Source organism: Nocardia rhizosphaerae (assembly GCF_042650365.1).
Lineage (GTDB): Bacteria > Actinomycetota > Actinomycetes > Mycobacteriales > Mycobacteriaceae > Nocardia > Nocardia rhizosphaerae.
On sequence record NZ_JBHSBA010000003.1, the window covers coordinates 819,482 to 844,803 of the forward strand.

Genomic DNA, 25,322 nt, shown 5'->3' on the forward strand with positions numbered 1-25,322 from the left:
CCACTGCGCGTCGGCCTGCGGTCCTGGCTCGAGATGACAGGTGCACAGGGCCGGATGCCTACGCACACCCGATGCGGCGAAAAGCGGGTCATGGCCGGTAAGGTCGGCTGATGGACCAGCCGACCGTTCGCCCTCCGGACCTGTCCGCGCGACCGCACGAGCTCACTGTCGAGCGCGTGATGCAGGCGCCGCCGAGCCTGCTCTACGCGGCCTGGACCAAGGGCCTCGACCTGTGGCTGGCCGTTCCCGGATCGGTCCTCGGGCGCCCCGGCGTGAACGAACCGCTGTATTTCGACACCGGCACCCCTGACAAGCGCAACCCGCACTACGGCCGCATCCTGGCACTCGAGCCGGATCGCCGTGTCGAGTTCACCTGGGTCACCGCGGCGACCGACGGCGTGGAGACCGTGGTCGCCGCGGAATTCCGCAAGCAGCCGCGCGGCATCCGGTTGCACCTGCGCCATTCCGGCTTCCCCACCGCCGCCATCCGCGACCTGCACCAACAGGTCTGGCCGGAGATGCTGGAACGGCTCGACGAGGTCACCGGCTCGGTCGGCTGAGCGCGGTTCACCAGTCGGCCCGAACCGACCGGCCCGGCGGTCGCGCCGAGTACGTTCGACATCGAACACACACGTTCCGTGAATCGAAAGGATGGTCATGCCGACTCGTAGCGCACGCACTCTCTGGGCAGGCGGTCTGCAGGACGGCACCGGGCAGGTCGAACTGGTCAGCTCCGGTACCGGCAAGTTCGATGTGAGCTTCCCGCGGCGGGTCGCCGAGACGGCCGAGGGGACGAGCCCGGAGGAGCTGATCGGCGCCGCGCACTCGTCGTGCTACTCGATGGCGCTCTCCGCCGAGATCGCCAACGCAGGCGGTACCCCGGAAAGCCTCGACGTCACAGCCGATGTCACCCTCGGACCCGATCCGGCAGGTGGTCTCCGGATCAGCAAGATCAAGCTCACCGTTCGCGCCGTTGCCCCTGGCCTCGACGCGGAGGGCTTCTACACCGCGGCGACGGCCGCCAAGAACGGGTGCCCGGTCAGCAAGGCACTCGCCGGAGTGGCCGAGGTCGAGCTGGACGCCGAACTGATCTGAGCCCTCGGGCGGCCTGGCGGGCGCGCTCGCCTGCCAGGCCCGTCTAGCGTCGGGTGAACCATCGGTGCGCCGCGGGCGTGTACATGGCGCCGATCGCGATGATCACGGCCAGGATGTGCACCGCCCGGCAGCCGACCAGCACCGCCGAGGTCGGTGCCAGCTCGGCGAACAGCACCGCGTAGTCGTCGGTGGACAACAGCACTGCCAGCGGTTCGATGATCAGCGAGAGCATCCCGACCACCCCGATGCCGACGGTCAGCAGCGCCCGCGCCACCCGGCTGCCGTTCACCATGTACAGCGCGACCGCCGCGACGAGGAGATAGATCGCCAGCCGGGGCAGCAGCCCCGCCGCGGTCGCACCGAACTCGTCACCGCCACGCATCGCGCGGATCAGTCCTTCGGCCGCGCCCGCGGCCAGTGCCGCCATGATGGCGCCGAACGCGACGGTGACCGTGCGCGGACGCGACGCGGAAACAACTCGGGCAGTGGAAACGGAAAGGGCAGTGTCGGTCATGATCCCGACACTGCCCGTCCGCGCCACCTGCGCGAATCACCCCGCGGTAGCGACCTCGCCTGCTACGGGAGTGCTACGCCGCGAAGCGAATTCGGTGAGTGCGGCGAACGCCAGCCCCAATGCCGCCCAGAGCGTGGTGGTCTCGGTCAGCGAGGCGATCCGGAAACGCCACAGCAGCATCGCGGGGAAATCGTCGGCCACCTCGTTCACTCCGGGCAGCAGCACATAGCCGACCGTGGTGACCAGCACGAACGCGAGCACACCCGCGATCAGCCGGACCGTGTCCAGCTGCCCGGCCAGTGCCCGGTACGCCGCGATCGACGCCGCGACGGCGAGCAGCCCGAGCACCACCGCGGCTACCCACAGCCAGGTGCGCTGGTTGATCGTCTCCGGGTCGCCCACCGCCGGTGGGTTCGCCGGGTACTTGAAGAACGGCACGGCCACGATGGCCGCCCACGCGAATCCCGCGGTGGCCAGCGCCAGGTGTGGCCCGGACAGGGTGGTGAAGCGGCGCGCGATATTCACCGCGGCGGCGAACATCGCGCCGAACGCCATGCCCGCCAGGCCGAGCGCGAGGAACTGGCCGGCCTTCTGCCCGGAACGGCTGACCAGCGGCTCCTCTTCGTCGCCGTGGGTGTGGCCCGCGGGCTCTTCGGCTTCGCCGTGGTGGTCGGCCGGAGCCGCCGCGGCCTCTTCGATGGCGATGGCGGCGTCGATCTGGGGCTCGCCGACGAAGTAGCCCACCGTCGCGGCCAGCAGGCCCGCGAGCAGACCGGCCAGCAGGCCGCGCAACAGCAGGGTTTTGAGTGTTCCGGTCAGTGGCACGGGACACCGAGCAGGTGACGTCCGTCGTGCATCAACTCATGCAGGAACATCCCGCTGCGCGAGATAGCTCCCTGGTCGAAACCGACCAGATACAGGGTGAGAAGTGCAGCCAGAACGACACCGACCGTGACGAGCACAGTCGCAAGGGTGTCCAGGCCGGTAGACCGGCTGGGTGAATGCGCGATGGCCATTCGGGTCCTCCTCGGGGATACGCGTCCCTCGGTCGAAGTGTGGTGCGCGAATGCCGGTGTCTGGCTCTCCGGCACCGGGGACCCGGTACGGGAATACAGTGGCGCGACCGCTCCGGACTCCCACCGGAATTACCGCGCACCCACGCGTGTTTCCCCCGAACTGTGACAGCCCTCGCCCGTATACGTCAATATGGGCGCCCGCATGTCCAGGGGAAACGCCGCGAATCAGCCCTTCGCCGGCACGTCGAGGACCACCTCGAACTCGAGCAGCGAAGCCCCGGTCGACACCGGCTTCGGCCGCTCGCCCTCGCCGCCGTGCCCCGCGTGCGCCGCCCTGGCCGGGCCGTCCCGCCACGCCGCGAAGGACTCCTCGGAATCCCACTGCGTCACCACGAAGTATCGGTTCTCGCCCGCCGTCGGGCGCAGCAACTGGAAGCCGAGGAAACCTGGGGAGTTCTCCACCGCGTGCGCACGGGCGGCGAACCGCTTCTCCAGCTCGGGGCCTGCGCCCTCGGGGATCTCGATCGCGTTGATCTTCACAACAGCCATGCCGCCGACAATACGACCGCGTGGTGAATGCCCCGGTCCCGGCCATGATCAGTGGTCGGTCCCGGCCGCTGCCCGCACTGGCACAATCGAGCGGGTGTTGTACGACGAAGGCGGGGCCGGTGTCCCGATCCTGCTGCTCCACGGCTTGATGGGCAGCGCGCGCACCTGGACCGATCAGCTGCCGTGGTTGCGCGAACTCGGCCACGTCTACACCGTCGACGCCGCGGGCCACGGCCGCACCCCGCCCGCCGAACTCACCACCGAGGCCTTCGTCGCCGACCTGGCCGAGCTCACCGCCCCGATCACCGAGCCGGTGGTCATCGTCGGGCATTCGATGGGCGCCATCCACGGCTGGGTCTTCGCCGCTTCCCACCCCGACCGGGTCCGCGCCCTCGTCGTCGAGGACATCGCCCCCGATTTCACCGGCCGCACCGCCGCGCACTGGGCCGAACTCATCCACTCCTGGCCGCAGCCGTTCCCCGACGAGCAGGCCGTGCTCGACTACTTCGGTCCCGTCGCAGGCACCTATTTTCTGCGGGCTTTCACCGGCACCGCCGACGGATATCGCCTGCACGGCGAGGTCGACACCTTCCGCGCCATCTCCGAGGAATGGGGTATTCGCGACTTCTGGGCCGAGTGGAAGTCGCTGCGGATTCCGGTGCTGCTCATCGAGGGCGAACACACCATCACCCCACCCGGCCAGATGCGCGCCATGGCCGAACTGCATCCGGACGCGGAGTACGCGCTGGTCGAGGGGGCGGGGCACCTGGTGCACGATGAGCGTCCAGCGGAGTATCGCGACCTGGTGAGCCGATTCCTGCGGCGAATCATCCGCTGACGGCAGCCCGTCGGCATCCGCGCTGAGCACGCACAAATCGCTCGAACGGGGGAATCGGCGACCGGATCGGCGGAAAATGCATGATCAGCGTGGTATCCGGCGATAGTGCGTCAAGCCCCTGCGCCCCCCTCGCCAGCGAGTGCGAACAGGCCGTCCTCGGTCTGCTCGATCAGCCCGTCGACCAGCAGTGAGTCCAGCGCCCTCGCGCGCTGACCCGGATCGCGGGTCCAGGCCAGATCGAGGCGCACCCGCTCGACCGGTCCCGAGGCGGCGCGCAGCACATCGAGCAGGCGGCCGCGGGCCTGCCGGTCGGTGCCCTCGTACTTCTGCACCTTGCGGGTCACCTCGCCGACCGGCTTGCCCGCCGCCACCCACGCGCAGCTCGGCAGCGGGCAGCGCGCGCAGTCGGGATTGCGGGCGGTGCACACCAGCGCGCCGAGTTCCATCAGCGCGGCCGAGAACTTCGCGGCGCGCGGCACCGACACCGGGAGCAGCGCGGCGGTCTCGGCGAGATCGCGGCTGGACGGGTTACCCGCCTCGCGGCCGTGCACCGCGCGGGCGACCACCCGCCGAACGTTGGTGTCCACCACCGGAACTCGCTGCCCGTAGGCGAAACAGGCCACCGCACGGGCGGTGTAGGCGCCGATTCCGGGCAGGCTGAGCAGCACGTCGACATCGTCGGGGACCACATCGCCGTGGTCGGTGGCGAGTACCCGCGCGCACTCGTGCAACCGCAGCGCCCGCCGCGGGTACCCGAGCTTGCCCCAGGCGCGCAACACCTCCGCCTGCGACGATGCCGCCATCGCCGACGGCACCGGCCAGCGGGCCACCCATTCGCGCCAGATCGGCTCCACCCGCACCACCGGGGTCTGCTGCAGCATGATCTCGCTCATCAGGATGTGCCACGCGGTGGCGTCCGGTCGGCGCCACGGCAGGTCACGCGCCGTGTCGCCGAACCAATCGAGCAGGGCTTGCGCGTCGATGCTCACTGTTCCCGTTCCGCCTCGGCCAGGCAGCCGTTGCCGACGCGTAACGCGCCGGACTCGCTGGTAACCATTGGTCTGTGCACAATGGTCGGTATGCCTGGTTCCAATCCGATAAGTGCCTGGAAGTCGCTGCGCGAGGGTAATGACCGCTTCGTCAACGGCAACCTGCAGCATCCTAGCCAGGGCGCTGCCGACCGAGCCAAGCTCGTCGGCGGCCAGCACCCGCACGCGATCCTGTTCGGCTGCGGCGACTCCCGCGTTGCCGCCGAACTGATCTTCGACCAGGGGCTCGGCGACATGTTCGTCGTCCGTACCGCCGGTCATGTGGTGGACAGCTCGGTGCTCGGTTCCATCGAGTACGGCGTCGATGTGCTGAAAGTGCCGCTGATCGTCGTCCTCGGGCACGACAGCTGCGGCGCGGTGAAGGCCACGGTCGACGCGCTCGATGGCGGTGAGGTGCCGGGCGGATTCATCCGCAGCGTTGTCGAGCGGGTCACTCCGTCGATCCTTGTCGGCAGGCGCGAAGGCCTGACCTCGATCGATGATCTCGAGGCCAGGCACGTGGTGGAGACGAGCAGGCTGCTCATGCAGCGGTCGATGATCATCTCCCAGCGGGTGGCCACCGGCCAGCTGGCGATCGCCAGCGTCACCTACAAGCTCGCCGACGGCCGCGCCCATCTGCGCCGGGTGGTCGGCAATATCGGCGAGACGGTCTGATACCCCCGACACGCCGAGGTCATCGAGCGCCCGCCCGGGCGGTGCGCTTACGGTTGAGGCGTGCTGGAACCGAATGGACCGCTGCCTCCTGAGATCTACTGGCGCCGCCGGGCACTCGCCATCGGCGTGGTCGTCGTCGTGCTGGCGATCGTGATCTGGCTGGTCACGATGGTCGCGCGCGGCGGCGACGACTCCGGGGATACCGCGTCGGCCACCACCACCTCGGCCGCGCCGAGCAGCAGTGCCGCCGCGTCGAGCAGCACCACCGCGAGCAGTGCCGCGGCCACGGCGAGCAGTACGACGCCGAGCCCCACCACCGGCCCGGTGGATCAGCCCGCCGCGGAGCCCTGCGGCGATCAGTCGCTCGCGCTGAAGGTGACCGTCGGGCAGCCGACCTACCGGGTCGGCGATCAGCCGACCTTCGGGACGGTCATCACCAACATCTCCTCGGCGCCGTGCTCGCGCGATCTCGGCCCCGGTCCGCAGTTCCTCGTCTATACCCTCGACGGCCAGCGCAGGCTCTGGGCGAGCAACGACTGCAACCCCGAGGGGCCCGCCGAGGTGAAGACGCTGAAGCCGGGCGAACAGCTGTCCTACAAGGGCACCTGGTTCGGGACGACCTCGCAGCCCGAATGCGCGGGGGAGCGGTTACAGGTGCCCGCAGGCGCGTACATGGTCGTTGCGGAACTCGGCGCCGTTCGCAGTGCCGCGGAGCCGTTCAATCTCGCGGATTGAGTGTCGGCGGGTCCGTCGCGGCCGGTCTCGCTCGCCCGGACCTGGCATTGTGCGGGTGCGCTATAAGTCACATGTTCGGATTCGGGTGATTTGCTGGATTCGCAAGATCGTTCCAGCCGTCAACCGGCGTTGGCGCACAATTGCCGAATTCGGGCGGAATCGGCGGTTTGCCGGGGTTATTCCGCGGTGGACGCTTCCCTGGCTGCGCGGGATTTGCGGAGCGCGGCCAGACGCAGTGCCGAGCGCAGGTCGCCGACCTCGTGGATGCGCATCGAACCGATCTCGGTTTTCCCCGAACCCGGCGGTACCAGGGCGGTGGTGAAGCCCAATCGCTCGGCTTCGGCCAGCCGTCTGGTCAGGCCGGTCACCTTGCGTACCTCGCCTGCCAGGCCGACCTCGCCGAGGATCACCCAGCCCGCGGGCAGCGCGATATCGGCCTCGGCGGAGGCGATGGCCAGGGCGATCGCGAGATCGGCGGTCGGTTCGACCAGCCGCATGCCGCCGACGGTCGCCGCGTACACATCGTGCTTGCCGAGAAACACCCTGCCACGGCTCTGCAGCACGGCGAGCACCATCGCGACCCGGTTGTAGTCCAGCCCGCTCACGGCCCTGCGTGGCTGCGGGATCTCGGTCTTCACGGTCAGGCCCTGCACCTCGGCGACCAGCGGCCGCTTGCCGTCCATGGCGACCGTGACCGCCGTGCCGGAGACGGTGTCGGTGCGGTGGTGCAAGAACAGACCGGACGGATCGTCGACACAGGCGATGCCGTCCTCGTGCAGCTCGAAACAGCCCACCTCGTCGGCGCTGCCGAACCGGTTCTTGATGCCGCGGATCATCCGCAGGGTGGAGTTCTTGTCGCCCTCGAACTGCAACACCACATCGACCAGATGCTCCAGCGTGCGCGGCCCCGCGACATTGCCGTCCTTGGTGACATGCCCGACCAGCAGTACCGCGATGCCGCTGGCTTTGGCCAACGAGGTGAGCGCCGCCGTGACCGCTCTGACCTGGGTGACACCGCCGATCACCCCGTCGACCTCTGGGGCGAGCATGGTCTGCACCGAGTCGACCACCAGCAGCGTCGGCCGCACCTGCTCGACATGGCCGAGCACGATCGACAGGTCCGATTCGGCGGCGAGGAACACCCGCTCGTGCACCGCGCCGGTGCGGTCGGCGCGCAGCCGCACCTGCCCGGCCGACTCCTCGGCCGTCACATACAGCGAGGTCTCGCTGCGCTGCGCGGCCCACCGGTGCGCGACCTCCAGCAGCAGCGTCGACTTACCGACCCCGGGTTCACCCGACAGCAACACCACCGAGCCGGGCACCACCCCGCCGCCGAGCACCCGGTCGAGCTCGCTGACCCCGGTCGACCGCGCCTGGGTGACCTTGGCGTCGATCTGGGTCAGCGGCGCGGCGGCGGTGCTCGGCAGCATCGCCCGCCTGCCCGGCGCAGCGGCGGCCGCGGACACGGCGACCTCGTTCACCGTGCCCCAGGCGCCGCACTCCGGGCATTTACCCACCCATTTGGACACCTCGTGCGAGCACTCGGTGCACCGGAACACCGCTTTGGTCTTGGCCACACGCGCACCCTACGGATCGGCTCCGACAAAAAGAAAAGCCGCCGCGAGACCTCGCGGCGGCTTTCTTCTCGTCGGGGGTCAGTGCCCGCCGCTACCCTCGGGAGCGGGGCCCGACAGCTCGTTCTCGACCCGGTCGACCGCGGCCGCGTCGACCGGAACGGCGATCTGCACGGTGCCTGCGTCCTTGAAGTTGAAGGTGACGTTGTAGGTCAGGCCGGGGTGGATCTGCGTGGTCAGCCCGGTGATCTCGATCGTGCCCGGCTGCGCCTCCGGATCCACCGACGGGGTGTCGCCCGCTGGGGCCGCGGTCGTGGTCGGCGCGGCAGTGGTGGTGCCGTGCTCGTCGCCCGCCTGCTCGCCCGCGACCACGGTCTGCTGCGGCTTCAGCACGAACTCGGGGTCGCCGCTCGGGCCGGTGATCTTCACCTGGCCCAGATCGGTGCTCACGCTGGTCAGCTCGTCGGTGACGGTCTCGCTGGTGTTGATGATCGACAGGGCGAGCACGGCCTTGCCGCCCTTGTCGTGTTCGGCGGCCGCCTCCGGGTACACGATGTGCACGTTGCGCAGGGCGATCGCGCCGACCTCGGCGTTGTTGCCGTTGATGGCGGCGGCCTGCGACGAGGTCTGGGTGATCTGGCCGGCACTGCAGCCGCTCAGGGCGATGCCCGCAGCGGCGGCGATGGCGGCAACCGTCGCCATGCGACGTCGCGCCGACGGGGCGGTCACAGCTTTCAGGGCAGTCACGGTTTGTCCTCCATGTCGACCGGGCTCACTCCGTTCCACACGGCGGATCGGAGGGTAGTAACTAGGCAGCGTAGTAGTTCCCCTCGCGCGCGTGGCGTCCGGGCTCGCGACGCGCGGGCGGACACGTAACAGTTCGGTGTCTCGGGCCCGATTGCCGGATCGATGCCGGGCGGACTCGACGCGACGTTGCCGCGCTGTGCTGGCGGTTAACCCGTTCTGGCACAACGTGATGCACAACAATTCTGCGTTGTCAACCCCTGCGATGCCCTCGTTGTGGCCCTGACCTGCACAGTTGATCGCGCCGTTATCGAGTCGCATGTTAAACTGTGAACATCGAAAGGGGCACGGGACACATGATTTTTAAGGTCGGAGACACCGTCGTTTACCCCCACCACGGAGCGGCGCTGATCGAAGCAATCGAGACTCGCACCATCAAGGGTGTGCAGAAAGAGTATCTGGTCCTGAAGGTCGCGCAAGGCGACCTGACCGTTCGGGTTCCCGCGGAGAACGCCGAATATGTCGGCGTCCGCGACGTCGTCGGCCAGGAAGGTCTCGACCGCGTCTTCCAGGTGCTGCGTGCGCCACACACGGAGGAGCCGACCAACTGGTCCCGCCGTTACAAGGCCAACCTCGAGAAACTCGCCTCCGGCGATGTGAACAAGGTGGCCGAGGTCGTGCGCGACCTGTGGCGTCGTGAGCAGGATCGCGGTCTGTCCGCCGGTGAGAAGCGGATGCTGGCCAAGGCTCGCCAGATCCTCGTCGGTGAGCTCGCGCTCGCCGAGGGCACCGACGACGGCAAGGCCGAATCGCTGCTCGACGAGGTCCTCGCCGCGGCCTCCTAGAGTGCGACCTGTCGTAGCACTGGTCCCTGCCGCCGGCCGGGGCGTGCGCCTGGGTGAATCAACCCCGAAGGCGTTCGTCCCGGTCGGCGGCACACCTATGGTCCGGTTGGCCGTCGACGGGCTGATCGCGTCCGGTGCCGTACACCGCGTCGTGGTCGTCGTCCCCGCCGAGCTGGTCGGCGCCGCGTCCGCACTGCTGTCCACCACCGCACTGACCGGCGGTTCGATGCCCCCTGTGCCGGTGCAGGTCGTCGTTGGCGGCGCCGAGCGCACCGATTCGGTGCGTGCCGGGATCGCGGCCGCCCCCGACGCCGCCTTCTTTCTCGTGCACGATGCAGCTCGCGCGCTCACCCCGCCCGAGCTGATCGCCAGGGTGGCCGGCGAACTGCAGGCGGGGCGCCGGGCCGTCGTACCGGCGCTGCCGGTCGTCGACACCGTGAAATCGGTCGACGCTGCGGGCATCGTCACCAGCACGCCCGATCGCGCCCAGCTGCGCGCGATCCAGACCCCCCAGGGTTTCGACGCCGACCTGCTCCGCCGCGCCTACGCGACCGAGGTCGGTGCCACCGATGACGCCGGGCTCGTCGAACGTCTCGGGGCCGACATCGCCACCGTCGTCGGCGATCCACTCGCCTTCAAGATCACCACCCCACTCGACCTCCGGCTCGCGGAAACCCTGTTCGCCGATGACACCGATGCGTCCGCGAACGTGACGCGCGCCGCTGACGCGGGGCCGGTCGTCGGCCCGGTGTCCGGTGCCGCCCAGGAGGCGGACGCAGGCCCGCCGTACACGGTCCACTCATCGTCCGGCGTCGACCCGGCTACCGGCGCCGACCCGGCTACCGGCGCCGACCCGGCTACCGGCCCGGCTTCTGATGCCGACCTGGTGACCGGCGCGAACAGGGCGGCACGAACTGCCGACGCGCCTGTGCACGGCAGCCCCGCGACATCGAGTGCAGGCCAGGCCGCGTCGGAGTCGTCGCACAGCGGGGCGCGGGCGGTGGCTCGATGAGAGTCGGGATCGGCAGCGATGTGCACCCCATCGAACCGGGCCGCCCCTGCTGGATGGCGGGTCTGCTGTTCGCCGACGCCGACGGCTGCTCGGGCCACTCCGACGGCGACGTGGCAGCGCACGCGCTCTGCGACGCCCTGCTCTCGGCCGCCGGTCTCGGCGATGTGGGCGCCGTCTTCGGTGTCGGTCGCCCGGAATGGGCCGGGGTCACCGGTGCCGCCATGCTCACCGAGGTCCGCAGGCTGCTCGCCGAAGAGGGCTTCACCATCGTCAATGCCGCCGTGCAGGTCATCGGCAATCGGCCGAAGATCGGGCCGCGCCGCGCCGAAGCGCAGAAGGTACTCGGCGAACTGCTCGACGCTCCGGTCTCGGTCTCCGGCACGACGACCGACGGATTGGGTCTGACCGGCCGTGGTGAGGGTGTCGCCGCCATCGCCACCTGTCTGCTGGCGGATTCCCCGAAGCCCTGAGTCCGGGGAATCCGCCGTGATACCCACGCCGCTCCGCCCGGCCGCGCCGTCGCCCGGTTTCCGCACCGAGCCACGAACCGGCCGGTCATCCGCACAGCCATCCCACCGACTAGGATCGAATGCCGTGACCTTGCGCCTTTTTGACACCGACACGCGGACCCTGCGGGAATTCACCCCGCTGGTCCCCGGCCGTGCCTCGGTGTATCTGTGTGGGGCCACCGTGCAGGGCCAGCCGCATATCGGGCATGTCCGCAGCGGCGTCGCCTTCGACGTGCTGCGCCGCTGGCTGCTCGCGCACGACTACGACGTGTGGTTCATCCGCAATGTCACCGATATCGACGACAAGATCCTGAACAAGGCCGCCGAGGCGGGCAGACCGTGGTGGGAGTGGGCCGCCACCCATGAGCGCGCCTTCGCCGCGGCCTACGACGTGCTCGGAGTGCTGCCGCCCTCGGCCGAGCCGCACGCCACCGGCCACATCACCCAGATGGTCGGGCTGATGGAGCGGCTGATCGAGCGCGGTCATGCCTACGCCGCCGAGGGTGACGTGTACTTCGACGTGCTGAGCTGGCCGAACTACGGCGAGCTGTCCGGCCACAAACTCGACGACGTGCACCAGGGCGAGACCCCCACCCGCTGCAAGCGCGATCCGCGCGACTTCACGCTGTGGAAATCGGCGAAGCCGGGCGAGCCGAGCTGGCCGTCGCCGTGGGGTCCCGGCAGGCCGGGCTGGCACCTGGAATGCTCGGCGATGGCCGAGTTCTATCTCGGCGCCGAATTCGATATCCACTGCGGTGGAATGGATTTGATTTTTCCGCACCACGAGAACGAGATCGCCCAGTCCAAAGCGGCAGGCGACGGATTCGCGCGGTACTGGCTGCACAACGGCTGGGTGACAATGTCGGGGGAGAAGATGTCGAAGTCCCTCGGCAATGTGCTCTCCGTGCCGAATGTGCTCACCCGGGTGCGTCCGGTGGAATTGCGTTTCTACCTCGGTAGCGCGCATTACCGCTCGATGCTCGAATACTCCGACAAGGCACTCGACGACGCGGCCGCCTCGTATCAGCGGATCGAGTCGTTCGTGCAGCGCGTGCTCGACCGGACCGGCGAGGTCCCGCTCGGCAAGTGGACCGACGCGTTCGCCGACGCGCTCGACGACGATCTCGCCGTGCCGAAGGCGCTGGCCGAGATCCATCACGTGGTGCACGAGGGCAACCGGGCGCTGGAGTCGGGCGCGGTGGAGACCGCGGTCGAACTCGCGGGGCAGGTGCGTGCGATGCTCGGCATCCTCGGCGTCGACCCGCTCGACGCGCACTGGCACGCCGCGGCCGACAACTCGGCCGCCATGGCCGCGCTCGACGTGCTGGTCCGCGCCGAACTCGACGCCAGGGCCACCGCGCGCGCGGAGAAGAACTGGGCAGCAGCCGATGCCGCACGGGATCGGCTGGTCGCGGCGGGTATCGAGGTCACCGATACCCCGCAGGGGCCGGAATGGTCGCTGGGCGCAGCTAGCGGAAAGGCGAACTGATGGCAGGCAATTCACAGCGACGCGGAGCGATCAGGAAGGGCGGCACCAAGAAGGGCGCCGTCGTGGGTTCCGGCGGCAAGCGGCGCCGCGGCCTCGAGGGCAGGGGCGCCACCCCACCCGCCGAGGCGCGGACCAAGCATCCCGCGCACAAGCGGGCCGCCGCGGCCGCCAAAGCGAAAGCGGCGCAGCAGAATCGGCCGACCGGCAAGGCTGGAGTGCCGCGCGTCGGACGCAAGGCCGACGACGGTCCCGAGCTGGTTCTCGGCCGCAACCCGGTGCTCGAATGCCTGCGCGCCGAAGTGCCTGCCACCGCGCTGTATGTCGCGGTCGGCACCGAGAACGACGACCGGCTCACCGAGAGCGTGCAGCGGGCCGCCGATCTCGGCATCTCGATCCTCGAGGTGCCGCGCACCGATCTGGACCGGCTCAGCGCCAACGGCATGCACCAGGGTCTCGCCCTGCAGGTGCCGCCCTACCGCTACGCCCACCCCGACGACCTGATGGACCGGGTGAAGACCTCCGGCGAGCCGGGTCTGCTCGTCGCGCTGGACAATATCTCCGATCCGCGCAACCTCGGTGCCGTCATCCGTTCGGTGGCCGCGTTCGGTGGGCACGGAGTGGTGATCCCGCAGCGTCGCAGTGCCAGCGTCACCGCGGTGGCGTGGCGCACCAGCGCCGGCGCGGCGGCCCGGCTGCCGGTGGCCAGGGCCACCAACCTCACCCGCACCCTGAAGGACTGGGCCAACCAGGGCTTCCAGATCGTCGGCCTCGACGCGGGCGGCGATACCGACCTCGACGATTTCGACGGCAGCACGCCGACCGTCGTGGTGGTCGGCTCCGAGGGCAAGGGTCTGTCGCGCCTGGTCCGGGAGAACTGTGACGCCATCCTGAGCATCCCGATGGCCGGCCCCGTCGAGTCCCTGAACGCCTCGGTTGCCGCGGGCGTGGTCCTCGCCGACATCGCCAGACGCCGCCGCCACGGCTAGCCCCACCCACGTCGCTCCTGGTCGACTGATCACCAGGCGATGGTGCGAGCGTTTTCCCGAGTGGGATCCTGCCCATCGCCTGATGATCTTGAACTGCCGCGCGTAGTGCCGCGTCAGTGGCCCTCCTGCACAGTAGAATTCGACGCGTGGCGATACCCAATCAGCCGATCGGCGAGACGGTCGAGCACCCGCAGGCGAACCTGATCCTCGTGCTCGGGCTGCTGAGCCCGTTCTGCTGCGGGCTCCTAGGGCCGATCGCGTGGGTGCTCGGTAAGCGGGCGCTCAACCAGATCGATGAGTCCTACGGTGCGCTCAGCGGCCGGTCGCAGGTGATGATCGGCTATATCGCCGGCATCATCGGCACCATCCTCATGGTGCTGTTCGCCATGCTGTATGTAGCCGGGTCCTGCAACGGGAACTTCTGAGTCTCAGTCGAGGCCGGGACGCTCGGTAGCTTCTTCCCAGGCAGGCCATTCGGCGTTGATGCTGCCGGTCCACTTGGGCTGGCGGCGTTCCTTGAAGGCGGCCATCGCCTCACCGCCGTCGACGCTCTTGGCGACGTGCGCGTTGAGCTCGGTCTCGAGCTGCCCGACCATGGCGGGCGTCGTCATCCCGAGGCTTTCCCAGATCAACCGCTTGGTCAGCGCGACCGGAAGCGGGGCAGGCCCGGTGGCGATGTCGTGGGCCACCGACATGGCGGTCGGCAACACCTCGCCCGCGGGCAGGCTGGCATTGGCCAGGCCCATCGACTTGGCCTCGTCGCCGTCGAAGGTGCGTCCGGTCAGCATGATGTCGGCGGCGTTGGCCAGTCCGGCCAGCCGCGGCACTGTCCAGTGCGCGTAACCGTCGGCGAGCACCCCGCGGCGGACCTGGCTGAGCCCATAGACGGCATCGGCGGCGAAGTAGCGCAGATCGCATTGCAGGGCGAGCGCGAGCCCGATACCGACTGCGTGCCCGTTGACGGCGGCGATCACCGGCTTGCGCACCTGCCACGGTGCCGGATCGAGGGTGGCGCTCGCCTCGCCCGCGCGTGCCGAGAGATCGGCACCGGCGCAGAAGGCGGGCGCCGTCCCGGTGATGACGACGGCCCTGATGGTGTCTTCGAGGTCGCAGCGGCGCAGCGCGGCGCTCAATTCGGCCGCCATCGTCGGGGTGACGGCATTCTGCTGGGCGGGACGGTTGAGCGTGAGCACGGCCACGCCTGCGGCGACATCGACGAGCAGTTCCGAACCCATGGGACCGAATGGTACTAGTGACGGAGCTCCCGCGGCGCGAGACCGCGGGCGGCGTCACTCCCGCAGCAAATGCCTGCCGATGGCGTACTTGTGTACCTCGGTCGGCCCGTCGTACAGCCGGAAGGCCCGCATGTCCCGGAACAGCATCTCCACCACCGTCTCGTCGCTGATCCCGATCCCGCCGAGCACCTGCACGCAGCGGTCGGCGACCTTGAACAGCTCCTCGGAGACGTAGGACTTGGCCATCGACGACTCATGTCTGGCCTGCTGTCCCCGGTCCATCAACCAGCAGCTGTGCCAGATCGTCAGCCTGCACTGGTGCAGCGCCACCTCGTTGTCGGCGAGCATGAACGACACGCCCTCGTGCTCGCCGATCGGTTTTCCGAAGGCGGTCCGGGTGCGCGCGTAGTCGAGCGCGATGTGCTGGGCGCGTTCGGCGGCGCCGAGCCAGCGCATGCAGTGGGTGAGCCGGGCCGGGGCCAGTCGCAGCTGGGCGTAGCGCAGGGCTTGCCCGGTCCGGCCGAGCACGGCGGTCGGTGGCAGGGTCAGGTTCTCGAACCGCACCACCGCGTGCCCGCCCACGTAGTTGCGGTCCATCGTGTTCATGATCCGCTCGATCACGATGCCCTCGGTGTCGCCGTCGGTGAGGAACAGCGTCGGCCCGGCGGGCAGGTGCGGATTCTCGGCGAGGCGGGCCATGATGATCCAGGTCTTGGCCCCGTCGGCACCGGTGATCAGCCATTTCCGCCCGTTGATCACGAAATTCTCGCCGTCGAACACGGCCTCGGTACTGAGCTGGCCGGGATCGGAACCCGCGCCATCGGGTTCGGTCATGGCGAATACCGACCGTTGCTCGCCCCGGATCATCGGCATCAGATACCGGTCGGCCTGTTCGGGGCCGGCGACCTTGCCGAGCAGGAACATGTTCCCCTCGTCAGGCGCCGCGCAGTTCATCGCGACCGGCCCGAGCGTCGACCACCCGGCCGCCTCGTACACCACCGCCTGCTCCACATGCGAGAGCCCGAGCCCACCGAACTCCACCGGCGCCTGCACGGTCAGCAATTTCTCGGACCGCGCCAGCTCCACCATCTCCGCCCGCAACTCGTCGGTCGGCCCGTGCGCGGTGAGCCGCGGATCCCGCTCGAACGGCACGATCCGCTCGGCGACGAACCCACGTACCCGATCGCGCAGGGCGGCCAGATCATCCGGGACACTGAAGTCGATCATGTCCCGTATTCTGCGCGCCCCACCGTGCCTCCGGGCCTGTTTGGGCGCCGTGCGCAGTCGGTCCGGCGCAGGCTCAGTATTCGAGTTCACGCGCGGGGATGGTGAACGGGAAGGGGAGGTGGTAGGTGAAGTCCCCGGTGCCGGTCCACCGAGCCACCGGCTCGTAGTGGAATTCGCGCAGCGGCTGCACACCCGCCGGACGGTGCTCGGGTGCGGGGAGCAGGGCATTGATCTGGATGACGAGGCCGGTCTCGGTTGCTTCGACTTCCCAGTACCAGGGGATGCCCGCTTCCGCGAATCGGGTCGTCTTGCGTTGCATGTCCTGGACCGAATTCGACGGTGAGAGTACTTCGCCGACAATCACAACAGCCGAGGCTGGAACATCCTGTTCATCCGCGGAAAGGCACTGATACAGCACGAAATCGGGTTTGAGGAAGTCGTTCTTCGCGGTGAAGAAGATCGGCTGTTCGGAGTCTGCCTCGAAGCAGCCGTCATGACCGGAACGGGCGGCGGACCACGCGGATTCGAGTGCGTTTCTCAGCCGGACCGCGGCCCGCTGGTTGCGGCGAGGACCCGTGCGTGCCCAGATGACCTTCCCCCGGTCGAGACCGTCGATGCACTGCGCGATCTCGGTGGGTAGCCCGAGGTACTCCTCCCAGGTCAGGAACTCTGGGAGGGATTCGGCGGTACGTGGGTCACCCGTCATGCGTCCCAGGCTATCCGGTGCGCCGAGTGGTCGGCGCGGCTCTTTCGCGGAGGTCAGTGCGCGCCGACGGGTTGGCGCGCACGACTGCCGACCGCCCGGCACACCAGATAGATCGTGAACGAGATCGCGGTGACGAAGGTCGACACCGGCACGCCGGGAGCCAGCGACAGCAGCAGTCCACCCACCGCGGCGATCTCGGCGAAGATCACCGAGAGCACCGCGGCGCGCAAGGGACTCGCGGTGATCTGGGCGGCGGCCGCGGCGGGGGTGATGAGGATGGCCAGCACCAGCAGCGCGCCGACGATCTGCACGCCGAACGCCGCGGTGATGCCGAGCAGGACCGCGAAGACGACCGACAGGGCCCGCACCGGCACCCCGCGTGCGATCGCGACTTCTGGGTCGGTGCTGGCGAACAGCAGTGGCCGGTAGATCACGCTGAGGGTGGCGAGGACGACGGCGGTGCAGGTGAGCAGCAGGGCGAGTCCGTCATACCCGACGCTGGCGACCTGCCCGGTGAGCAGCGAGAACTTCGAGCCCGCCCGGTCGGGCGCCAGCCACAGGAACAGCACCGAGAGCCCGAGGCCGAACGAGAGCACCACCGCGATCACCGAATCACGTTCGCGCGCACGCGAACCCAGCCAACCGAAGAGTACGGCCGCGACCACCGAGCCTGCGATGGCACCGAACCCGACGCCGACCCCGACGAGCAGTGCCGCCGACGCGCCGGTGAGCGACAGTTCGCTCGTGCCGTGTACCGCGAACGACATCTGCCTGCTCACGATGAGCGGCCCGATCAACCCGGCGAGCAGGCCGAGTAGCGCGCTGGCCAGCAGGGCCTGCTGAACGAAGTCGTAGGTGAGCAGGTCGGCGGTGGTCCCGAAGTCGAACAGCTGCTGCCAGACCTTGGTGAGTTTGTCCATCAGGTGGTACCGCCGAGGGCGTCCATGTCGTCGCCGGTGCCGACGACGACGAGTCGGTCACGCACTCGCAGCACCTCGACCTCGGTGCCGTAGAGCTCCGAGAGCGTCGCCGAGGTCATCACCTCGTCGGGCGTGCCGACCCGGAATTCGCCGTCGACCAGATACAGCACCCGGTCGACGAGCGGCAGGATCGGATTGATCTCGTGGGTCACGAACAGCACGGCCGTGTCGTGCTCGCGGCGGCGCCGGTCGACCAGTTCGGCGACCAGCCGCTGATTGGCCAGGTCGAGACTGAGCAGCGGTTCGTCGCACAGCAGCACCGAGGGATCACCGACCAGGGCCTGCGCGACCCGCAGGCGCTGCTGTTCACCGCCGGAGAGCCGCTCCAGCGGGGCATGGGCGAACCGCTGCGCCCCGACCGCGGCGACCGCGGCCTCGACTTTGCGTGCGCGCTCGCCGCGGCGCCGCCAGCCGAGTCCCCAGCGGTGCCCGTCCACTCCGAGCCCTACCAGGTCCACCCCGCGCAGCTGCACGCCCGCGTCGATGGTTTTCTGCTGCGGGATGTAGCCGATGCCCGCGTTGCCCACCCTGGCCTGGCTGCCCGCGATCTCAGCGCTGCCCGCCGAGAGTCCGAGCGTGCCGAGCAGCACCCGCAGCAACGAGGTCTTGCCCGAGCCGTTGGGGCCGAGGACGGCGATGAACTCGCCGGGTGCCACGTCGAGATCGAGGTTGTGCCACAGCGTGCGCTCGCCGAAGGACAGCGTGGCGCCGCGCAGCCGGATGGCCGACTCGGCCGTCCGCGTCGGCGCGGCGGCCGTCAGTTCGGCTTCCTCGATTCTCGACATGGCCTGTCTCATTTCAGTGCCGCGGCGAGCGCCTTGGCGTTCGCGGTCTGCCACTGCACGTAGTCCATGCCCACCGGCAGGGTTTCGGTCACCTCGACGACGGCGACACCAGAGCTGTCGGCGGCGGCGCGCAGGTCCTTGGTGATCTTGTCGGTGGTCTGGGTGTTGTAGATGAGCGCCTCGACCTGCTTACCGGTGATCAGATCGCGGGTGGCGGCGACCGCGGCCGGGGCGGGGTCGGTCTCCTGCTCGATCGCTTCTTGGAACTCGTGCGGGGTCTTGTCGTCGGCGGTCGCGGCCACCAGCAGGTAGTGTGCGAGCGGCTCGGACTGGGCGACCGGGGAGTTCGGGTGCTGTGTGGCGATGGTGCCGGTGATGGTGCTGATCCCGATCAGCTGGTTCTTGAAGGTGGTGGCGCGTTCGGTGTAGCCGGCCGCGTTGGCGGAATCGACCTCGCCGAGTTCGGCGGCGATCCGGTCGGCGACCGCGGCGACGGTGGTGACGTCGTACCAGACGTGCTCGTTGTCGTCGCCCTTGTCGGTGCGCTGTTCGAACGCCTCGACGGTCCGCTTGTCCTTGCCCGCGATGGCGTGCTCGACGAACTCGTCGTAGTGCCCGCCGTTGAACACGACCAGATCGGCGTCGCTGATCTTGGCCGTGTCGGCAGGCGAGATCTCGAACGAGTGCGGGTCGGCGGCCGGATCGCTGATGATCGAGGTCACCTCGACATCGGGCCCCGCGACCGCCGACGCGATGGATCCCCATACATTGGTGGAGGCCACGACCGACAGTCCGTCGGACTCGTCGGACCCACCCCCACACGCGGTGAGGACGACCGTGGCCACCACTCCCGCCGTCAGACCGGCACACATACGGGCGAATCGACTGTTCACGCGGTACTCCTGGCCCTGCCGACCAGGGCGCGACACGTGCCCCAGGTCATAATGGAAATCGTTACCGTTTTAGATTAGCAGGACCGAGTACCCAGCACGAACCGCATCCAAAAGCCGGACCCGAAGTTCGGGCCCGGCTTTTGGAGCAGGGTGATCAGACCAGCACGTCGGCCGGGTGGCTGAGCAGTTGGGCGCAGCGCAGGAGACCGAGGTGGCTGTAGGCCTGGGGGTGGTTGCCGAGAGAGCGTTCGGCGACCGGGTCGTACTCCTCGCTGAGCAGGCCGGTGGGGCCCGCGGCGGCGACGAGCTGGGCGAACAGGGCCTCGGCGTCGGAGCGGCGGCCGATGAGTAGGTAGGCCTCGACCAGCCAGGCGGCGCACAGGTGGAAACCGCCCTCGCCGCCGGGCAGGCCGTCGTCGTGGTGGTAGCGGTAGACGGTCGCGCCGCTGCGCAGCTCGGCCTCGGTGGCGACCACGGTCGCCTCGAAGCGCGGATCGGCCGGGTCGATCAGGCCGCTCAGGCCGATGTGCAGGGTGGCGGCGTCGAGATCGGTGCCGTCGTAGGCGGCGGTGTAGGACTGCACCTCCTCGTTCCAGCCCTTCGCCTTCACCTCCTCGGCGATGATCTCGCGCAGCGGTGCCCACTCGGGATCGGCGGGGCGGTCGAACCGCTCGGCCAGGGTGAGCGCGCGGTCGATCGTCAACCAGCCCATCACCTTCGAGTACACGTGATGCCGCGGGTTGCCGCGGATCTCCCAGATGCCGTGGTCGGGTTCGGTCCAGCGCCGCTGCACCGCCGACACCATGGCGTGCACGAGCGCCCAGTCGGCGTCGGGCAGCGCCCTGATCGGCTCGGTGATGCCCTGTCGTTCCCGCTCGTGCGCCATGGTGGTGATCAGGTCGACGATCGGGCCGAACACATCGAGCTGCACCTGCATATTGGCCGCGTTGCCGACCCGCACCGGCCGCGAGCCCGCGTATCCGGGCAGCAGGTCGATGACTGCTTCCGGCGGCAGCGTCTCGCCGTAGATCGTGTACAGCGGGTGCAGTCGCTCCGGGCCGGGAATGGTGTCGAGCACCCGGTGCACCCAGCCGAGGAATTCGTCGGCCTCGGTCAGCGAGCCGAGGTGTACCAGCGCCTGCGCGGTGAGCGAGGCGTCGCGCAGCCAGCAGTAGCGGTAGTCCCAGTTGCGCACGCCGCCGATGTCCTCAGGCAGCGAGGTGGTGGCGGCGGCGAGGATCGAGCCGGACGGACGGTGCACCAGCCCGCGCAGGGTCAGCGCCGAGCGCTTCATCAGATCGGGCTTGAGCGGCGGCAGCTGCAGTCCGGCCGCCCACTGCGACCAGTATTGCTCGGCCAGCTGGCGGCGCTGATGCTCCGGCGTCATGGAGGGTGCCAGATCGGCCGTGCCACACCGCAATTCGAGGATCACCGGAGCGCCGGACGGATCGACCACCGCGCGTGCCTGCTCGCTGATCCCGTCGGAGACGATCGCCCACTCCACGCCGGGCGAGCGCAGCACCATCGGATCATTGGTGCCGCTGACCCGCAGGCCGCCAGGCACCGCCTCGATGCGCACCGGCACCTGCCCGAACTCCGGCCGCGGCGCGAAGGTGACCACGGCCTTGGCGTCACCGGTGATCACGCGGGTCAGGTCGGTGCGGTCGGCGGGCACGTCGTGCGGCAGGTAGTCCATCACCTGCAGGCTGGCCCAGCGGGTCTGCACGGTCATCGTGCCGTCCACATAGCGCTGCGACAGCGGCAGTCCGGCGCGCTCCGGTTCCACCGAGAAGTGTCCGGCGGCCGCGCCGCCGAGCAGGTGCGCGAACACCGCCGCCGAGTCCGGTTCCGGGTGGCAGAACCAGGTGACGGTGGCGTCGGGGGTGAGCAGGGCCACCGACCGCGGGCTGGCCAGCATGGTCAGCCGTTCGATCCGCGGCGCGCTGGCACCGGCCAGCCAGGTGCGGCGTTCTTCCACCAGGAACGCCAGCGCCCGCGCCACGTCCTCGGTGGAGCCGACGCGCAGCTTGGCCAGGCTCTCGCCGTCGCCGACCTTGATGCCGACATCGGGACCCGACAGCACCCGGAAGGCCTTCTCGTCGGTGACGTCGTCGCCGAAGAACACTGCCGCCGAGGCGCTTTCCTGATGCCGGATGGTGTCGAGTGCGGTGCCCTTGTCGGTGGGGATCACGGCGAGTTCGATCACCGCCTTGCCCTCGGTCACCTGCACGCCGACCCAGCACGCCGGGCCCTGCCGCACGGAATTCAGTGCGCGCCTGCCGATCTCGGGACTGGCGTTGCGCACGTGCAGGGCGGCGCTGGCCGGCTTCGACTCCACCGTCACGCCGGGGTTCTCGGCCGCGATCTGGGCGAAGGCGTTCTGGATCTCGGTGAGCAGCTGCTTGGCGTCGTTGTCGATCGCGTGCACGAAGCCCACGTCGAATTCCGAACCGTGGCTGCCGATCAGCTGCACCTCGACCGGTAGGCGCGAGAGCGCCGCCAGGTCGCGCAGGGCCCGGCCGGAGATCACCGCCGCGGTGGTGTTCGGCAGGCCGGCCAGCGCCCGTAGCGCGCTCACCGATTCCCGCTGGGGGAAGGCTTTCGCCGGATCGGACACGATCGGGGCGATAGTCCCGTCGTAGTCCGAGGCGACCAACAGCCGTGGCACGCGCGCAACCGACGCCAGTGCACGGCGGACATCCAAGGGCAGATCCTGTGCGCTCACGCATCCAACCTAGTGATCGGAGGGTTTGATCAGGGGGCGCGCAAAACAATACTGCGTCAATTCTGGCGCACCTGCGGCGCGGCGGGTTGTGCGGTCGGTTTCTCGCAAATTCCGGGCCATTGCCAACCGCTATCGATCGGTGACGCCGGGGTTCGCCGAGCTCAGCGCGCGCGTGGACGCTTCGGGACGAGGTAGCGCCCCGGTAGATGCGCGCTTTCGCATATGCGATGTCGGCCATGCATCCTTCCACTGGAAGGCGCACGGCCGACGGGTGTCAACAGCTGTGTGGGATTTGTGGTCTATCCGCGATCGCCCAGCAACAGGTCGACGGTCAGTTCGAGCCGTTCGGTGACGTCGGTGGCCGAGGCGCGCCTGGTGAGCCAGGCGACCAGGTTCGACAGCCACACATCCGAGATGACCCTGGCGATGGCGAGCTGGCGCTCGTCGGGCTCGCCGTCGCTCATCGCGCGAGCGAAGACCCGGTCCATCACCTTGCCCACCCGGTCGACCTCGGCGGCGGCGGACGCGTCGGCGAACATGAACGCCCGTGTCATCGCCTCGGTGAGCAGCGGATCGCGCTGCATCATCCGGGTGATCTGGGTGAGCAGGCCGTGCATGCGCTCGGACGGGCCGTCGCCGGGTAGCGGCCTGCGCTTGCCCTCGAACTGCTCGAACTCCCTGGCCAGCGCGGAAACCAGTAGGTGGACCTTGGACGGGAAGTAGCGGTAGAGCGTGCCGACGGCGACATCGGCGCGTTCGGCGACCGCCCGCATCTGCACGGCGTCGTAGCCGCCCTTGGAGGCCAGCGCGAGGGTGGCGTCGAGGATGCGCTTGCGGCGTTCGCGCTGCGCGTTGGAGCTCAGCTCGTCCTCGGACAGCGTCGTCACGGTGGGCGTTGGGGCGGGACTGTCCATCGTGGAACCTTTCGCTGAGTGCACCTGAATCGTCAGCCGAGCAGGTCTCTTGACTTATACCCGGCCCGGATATTAGAACATGTTCTAGGAGTGCGATCCACGCCGGAAGGGCGGTTTTTCTTGTGACCATCGCCACCACTGACGAGCATAAAGCCGCCGCGGAGTCACTGCGGGGCTGGGCGAGTTCGGTCGCGCCGATTGCAACAATGCGGGCCCATGGCACCGGCGGCTGGCGCCGGTACTGGCCCGCGCTCGGCGAGTTCGGCCTGTTCGAGGTCGCGCTCGCCGAGGAGCACGGCGGACTCGGCGGCACCGTCGCCGACCTGGCCGTCATGCTGGAGCAGACCGCCGACGATCTGGTCGGCGGGCCGGTGCTCGCCACCGCGCTGGCCGGGCTGATCACCGAGGGCGCGGTGACCGGCGCGACACCGTGCGGCATCGCAGTGCCGACCGAGGAGATCGCGGCCAAGGCGGTCGACACCGACACCGGCTGGACTGTCACCGGCGCCTGGGAATTCGTCTACGGCGCCGATACCGAGACGCAGATCCTGGTCCCGGCCAACACCGTCGACGGGGTGCGCTGGTTGCTGCTCCCAGTCGCCGCGGTGTCGATCACGCCCCTGGTCAACGGCGACCATACCGTCGCGCTGGCCAGGGTCGTCGCCACCGAGGTCGCCGTGCCGTCGGCGCTCGGCTTCGCGCCCGCCGTCGAGGTGACCGATCTGTTCGCCGCCCTCGCGGTGGCCGAGCTGGCCGGGGTCGCGGGCTGGTGTCTGCGCACCGCCGTCGACTACGCCAAGGTCCGTGAGCAGTTCGGCAAGCCGATCGGCGGTTTCCAGTCGATCAAGCACATCTGCGCCTGGATGCTGTGCCGCACCGAGCTGATCCGCGCGGTCGCCGCCGACGCGGCCGCCGCGATCGACGCCGGTGGTTCCGAGCTGCCGATCGCCGCCGCCGTCGCCGCGGCCACCGCGCTCGACGCCGCGGTCGACACCGCCAAGGACGCCATTCAGGTGCTCGGCGGCATCGGCTTCACCTGGGAGCACGACGCGCACTTCTACCTGCGCCGGGCCAGCGCCCTGCGGCAGCTGCTCGGCGGTTCGGCCCGCTGGCGGGCCAGGGTCGCCGAGCTCACCAGGGCCGGACACCGGCGCACCACCGGTGCCGAGCGGGTGCTCGGCGACGCGACCGGTGACTCCGCGCTGACCGCCGAGATCGCCGCCATCGCCGCGCTGCCGCCGGACCAGCAGCAGCGGGCGCTGGTGGAGAGCGGCTTCGTGATGCCGCACTGGCCGAAGCCGTACGGGCGTGACGCCGATCCGATGACCGGCCTGCAGATCGCCGAGGAATTGCGCAGGGCCGAGCTGACCACGCCCGACCTCGCGGTCGCCGGCTGGGCGGTGCCGACCCTGCTGCGGTTCGGCACGGCGGAGCAGATCGAGCGCTTCGTCTGGCCGACGCTGCACGGCGAAGTGATCTGGTGTCAGCTGTTCAGCGAGCCGGGCGCCGGTTCCGATCTGGCGGCCCTGCGCACCAGTGCCGAGAAGGTCGACGGCGGCTGGGTGCTGCGCGGCCAGAAGGTGTGGACCTCGCTCGGGTCCACCGCGAACTGGGGCATCTGCCTGGCCCGGACCGATCCCGGCGCGGCCAAGCATCGCGGGATCAGCTACTTCCTCGTCGACATGTCGGCCGCCGGCGTGCAGGTGCGGCCGCTGGTGCAGATCACCGGCGAGGACCGGTTCAGCGAGGTCTTCCTCGACGACGTGTTCGTACCCGACGATTGCCTGGTCGGTGCGTTGAACAACGGCTGGAAGATCGCGCGGACCACCCTGTCCGCCGAGCGGGTCGCCATGGGTGGCGGCGGGATCGGCGGCGCGCTGGAGGCGCTGCTCGACCGTTTCCCGGTCGGCGGATGGGGGACGGAACTGCGAGAAGACCGGTTCGGTGCCCTGATCACCTCCTCGATTGCTGGATCATTGCTGGAACAGCGGATCGCGGAGGCGACCATGGCCGGAATCGACGCGGGTGCCCAGGCCAGCGTTCGCAAGCTCGTCGGTGTGCGCCACCGGCAGGACCTGGCCGAGTACGCGCTGGAACTCTCCGGTAGCGAGGGTGCCCTGGATAACGACGTCCTCAAGGAATTCCTGCTCACCCGCTGTCTCTCCATCGCGGGCGGTACCGAACAGATCCTGTTGACCGTCGCCGCCGAACGGATTCTCGGCCTTCCGCGCGATGCGGACAGTTAGCT

Annotated in this window: 26 protein-coding genes and 1 pseudogene; 12 read left to right on the forward strand and 15 right to left on the reverse strand. The window is 69.4% G+C overall.

Translation table 11 applies throughout. The features are described from left to right. Positions 1 to 110 precede the first annotated feature (110 nt). Positions 111 to 560, forward strand: a complete 450-nt coding sequence (locus ACFOW8_RS05380) for an SRPBCC family protein (protein WP_378546290.1) — start codon at positions 111 to 113, stop codon at positions 558 to 560. A 97-nt stretch (positions 561 to 657) separates the two neighbouring features. Continuing rightward, complete coding sequence (locus tag ACFOW8_RS05385) at positions 658 to 1,095, forward strand: OsmC family peroxiredoxin (RefSeq protein WP_378546293.1); 438 nt, start codon at positions 658 to 660, stop codon at positions 1,093 to 1,095. A 43-nt stretch (positions 1,096 to 1,138) separates the two neighbouring features. Here ACFOW8_RS05385 and ACFOW8_RS05390 read toward each other — a convergent pair whose 3' ends face one another. From ACFOW8_RS05390 to ACFOW8_RS05405, 4 genes are all read right to left on the reverse strand, one after another. Beyond that, positions 1,139 to 1,609 (reverse strand): hypothetical protein, encoded by a 471-nt coding sequence (locus ACFOW8_RS05390; protein ID WP_378546296.1) that lies wholly within the window; start codon positions 1,607 to 1,609, stop codon positions 1,139 to 1,141. 36 nt (positions 1,610 to 1,645) lie between these two features. Further along, on the reverse strand, positions 1,646 to 2,434 hold the full coding sequence (locus tag ACFOW8_RS05395; RefSeq protein ID WP_378546299.1) for a CbtA family protein: 789 nt from the start codon (positions 2,432 to 2,434) through the stop codon (positions 1,646 to 1,648). Next, positions 2,425 to 2,625 carry a CbtB domain-containing protein gene (locus tag ACFOW8_RS05400; protein WP_378546302.1) on the reverse strand — a complete coding sequence of 67 codons (201 nt, stop codon included), beginning with the start codon at positions 2,623 to 2,625 and terminating at the stop codon, positions 2,425 to 2,427. Before ACFOW8_RS05400 ends, ACFOW8_RS05395 begins: the two co-directional genes overlap by 10 nt. 225 nt (positions 2,626 to 2,850) lie before the next feature. After that, positions 2,851 to 3,174 (reverse strand): antibiotic biosynthesis monooxygenase family protein, encoded by a 324-nt coding sequence (locus ACFOW8_RS05405; RefSeq protein ID WP_378546305.1) that lies wholly within the window; start codon positions 3,172 to 3,174, stop codon positions 2,851 to 2,853. A 94-nt stretch (positions 3,175 to 3,268) separates the two neighbouring features. On the opposite strand from ACFOW8_RS05405, the gene ACFOW8_RS05410 reads away from it, so the two are divergent. Beyond that, on the forward strand, positions 3,269 to 4,012 hold the full coding sequence (locus ACFOW8_RS05410) for an alpha/beta fold hydrolase (RefSeq protein ID WP_378546308.1): 744 nt from the start codon (positions 3,269 to 3,271) through the stop codon (positions 4,010 to 4,012). A gap of 110 nt (positions 4,013 to 4,122) precedes the next feature. Here the strand turns inward: ACFOW8_RS05410 and ACFOW8_RS05415 are convergent, their stop codons facing one another. After that, entirely contained in the window at positions 4,123 to 5,001 is an 879-nt protein-coding gene (locus ACFOW8_RS05415; RefSeq protein ID WP_378546311.1) for an A/G-specific adenine glycosylase, read from the reverse strand. A 90-nt stretch (positions 5,002 to 5,091) separates the two neighbouring features. Between ACFOW8_RS05415 and ACFOW8_RS05420 the strand changes: the two genes are divergently transcribed. Then, a complete protein-coding gene (locus tag ACFOW8_RS05420) occupies positions 5,092 to 5,715 on the forward strand; it encodes a carbonic anhydrase (protein WP_378546314.1) in 624 nt (207 codons plus the stop codon). 60 nt (positions 5,716 to 5,775) lie between these two features. Continuing rightward, positions 5,776 to 6,450, forward strand: a complete 675-nt coding sequence (locus ACFOW8_RS05425) for a hypothetical protein (protein WP_378546317.1) — start codon at positions 5,776 to 5,778, stop codon at positions 6,448 to 6,450. Positions 6,451 to 6,626: 176 nt separating this feature from the next. Here the strand turns inward: ACFOW8_RS05425 and radA are convergent, their stop codons facing one another. Continuing rightward, positions 6,627 to 8,027 (reverse strand): DNA repair protein RadA, encoded by a 1,401-nt coding sequence (gene radA, locus ACFOW8_RS05430; protein WP_378546320.1) that lies wholly within the window; start codon positions 8,025 to 8,027, stop codon positions 6,627 to 6,629. A 78-nt stretch (positions 8,028 to 8,105) separates the two neighbouring features. Beyond that, on the reverse strand, positions 8,106 to 8,771 hold the full coding sequence (locus ACFOW8_RS05435) for a hypothetical protein (RefSeq protein ID WP_378546323.1): 666 nt from the start codon (positions 8,769 to 8,771) through the stop codon (positions 8,106 to 8,108). A 353-nt stretch (positions 8,772 to 9,124) separates the two neighbouring features. Here ACFOW8_RS05435 and carD point away from each other — a divergent pair, with 353 nt between their 5' ends. The 6 genes and pseudogenes from carD to ACFOW8_RS05465 all read left to right on the forward strand — a co-directional run bounded on the left by carD (position 9,125) and on the right by ACFOW8_RS05465 (position 14,034). Next, entirely contained in the window at positions 9,125 to 9,613 is a 489-nt protein-coding gene (carD, locus tag ACFOW8_RS05440) for an RNA polymerase-binding transcription factor CarD (RefSeq protein ID WP_019044685.1), read from the forward strand. Between the two features lies 1 nt (position 9,614). After that, positions 9,615 to 10,292: pseudogene (gene ispD / locus ACFOW8_RS05445) on the forward strand (2-C-methyl-D-erythritol 4-phosphate cytidylyltransferase); the annotation flags it as partial. A 329-nt stretch (positions 10,293 to 10,621) separates the two neighbouring features. Further along, entirely contained in the window at positions 10,622 to 11,095 is a 474-nt protein-coding gene (gene ispF, locus ACFOW8_RS05450) for a 2-C-methyl-D-erythritol 2,4-cyclodiphosphate synthase (protein WP_378546328.1), read from the forward strand. A 124-nt stretch (positions 11,096 to 11,219) separates the two neighbouring features. Further along, positions 11,220 to 12,623 (forward strand): cysteine--tRNA ligase, encoded by a 1,404-nt coding sequence (gene cysS / locus ACFOW8_RS05455; RefSeq protein WP_378546331.1) that lies wholly within the window; start codon positions 11,220 to 11,222, stop codon positions 12,621 to 12,623. Next, a complete protein-coding gene (rlmB, locus tag ACFOW8_RS05460; protein WP_378546334.1) occupies positions 12,623 to 13,609 on the forward strand; it encodes a 23S rRNA (guanosine(2251)-2'-O)-methyltransferase RlmB in 987 nt (328 codons plus the stop codon). Before cysS ends, rlmB begins: the two co-directional genes overlap by 1 nt. A 146-nt stretch (positions 13,610 to 13,755) precedes the next feature. Next, a complete protein-coding gene (locus ACFOW8_RS05465) occupies positions 13,756 to 14,034 on the forward strand; it encodes a DUF4190 domain-containing protein (protein WP_378546337.1) in 279 nt (92 codons plus the stop codon). A gap of 3 nt (positions 14,035 to 14,037) precedes the next feature. Here the strand turns inward: ACFOW8_RS05465 and ACFOW8_RS05470 are convergent, their stop codons facing one another. From ACFOW8_RS05470 to kstR, 8 genes are all read right to left on the reverse strand, one after another. Continuing rightward, positions 14,038 to 14,844 carry an enoyl-CoA hydratase/isomerase family protein gene (locus ACFOW8_RS05470; protein ID WP_378546340.1) on the reverse strand — a complete coding sequence of 269 codons (807 nt, stop codon included), beginning with the start codon at positions 14,842 to 14,844 and terminating at the stop codon, positions 14,038 to 14,040. Positions 14,845 to 14,898: 54 nt separating this feature from the next. Further along, entirely contained in the window at positions 14,899 to 16,071 is a 1,173-nt protein-coding gene (locus tag ACFOW8_RS05475) for an acyl-CoA dehydrogenase family protein (RefSeq protein WP_378546343.1), read from the reverse strand. A 73-nt stretch (positions 16,072 to 16,144) separates the two neighbouring features. Beyond that, positions 16,145 to 16,777: a Uma2 family endonuclease gene (locus ACFOW8_RS05480; RefSeq protein WP_378546346.1), complete on the reverse strand. Its 633-nt coding sequence runs from the start codon at positions 16,775 to 16,777 to the stop codon at positions 16,145 to 16,147. 53 nt (positions 16,778 to 16,830) lie between these two features. Then, entirely contained in the window at positions 16,831 to 17,697 is an 867-nt protein-coding gene (locus tag ACFOW8_RS05485) for a metal ABC transporter permease (RefSeq protein ID WP_378546349.1), read from the reverse strand. After that, positions 17,697 to 18,542 carry a metal ABC transporter ATP-binding protein gene (locus tag ACFOW8_RS05490; RefSeq protein WP_378546352.1) on the reverse strand — a complete coding sequence of 282 codons (846 nt, stop codon included), beginning with the start codon at positions 18,540 to 18,542 and terminating at the stop codon, positions 17,697 to 17,699. Before ACFOW8_RS05490 ends, ACFOW8_RS05485 begins: the two co-directional genes overlap by 1 nt. An 8-nt stretch (positions 18,543 to 18,550) precedes the next feature. Beyond that, a complete protein-coding gene (locus tag ACFOW8_RS05495) occupies positions 18,551 to 19,414 on the reverse strand; it encodes a metal ABC transporter solute-binding protein, Zn/Mn family (protein WP_378548505.1) in 864 nt (287 codons plus the stop codon). 175 nt (positions 19,415 to 19,589) lie between these two features. Then, complete coding sequence (gene otsB / locus ACFOW8_RS05500) at positions 19,590 to 22,160, reverse strand: trehalose-phosphatase (RefSeq protein ID WP_378546355.1); 2,571 nt, start codon at positions 22,158 to 22,160, stop codon at positions 19,590 to 19,592. 299 nt (positions 22,161 to 22,459) lie between these two features. Continuing rightward, complete coding sequence (kstR, locus tag ACFOW8_RS05505; RefSeq protein ID WP_019044699.1) at positions 22,460 to 23,074, reverse strand: cholesterol catabolism transcriptional regulator KstR; 615 nt, start codon at positions 23,072 to 23,074, stop codon at positions 22,460 to 22,462. Between the two features lie 122 nt (positions 23,075 to 23,196). Here kstR and ACFOW8_RS05510 point away from each other — a divergent pair, with 122 nt between their 5' ends. Continuing rightward, complete coding sequence (locus ACFOW8_RS05510) at positions 23,197 to 25,320, forward strand: acyl-CoA dehydrogenase family protein (RefSeq protein ID WP_378546360.1); 2,124 nt, start codon at positions 23,197 to 23,199, stop codon at positions 25,318 to 25,320. The last annotated feature ends 2 nt before the right edge of the window (positions 25,321 to 25,322 follow it).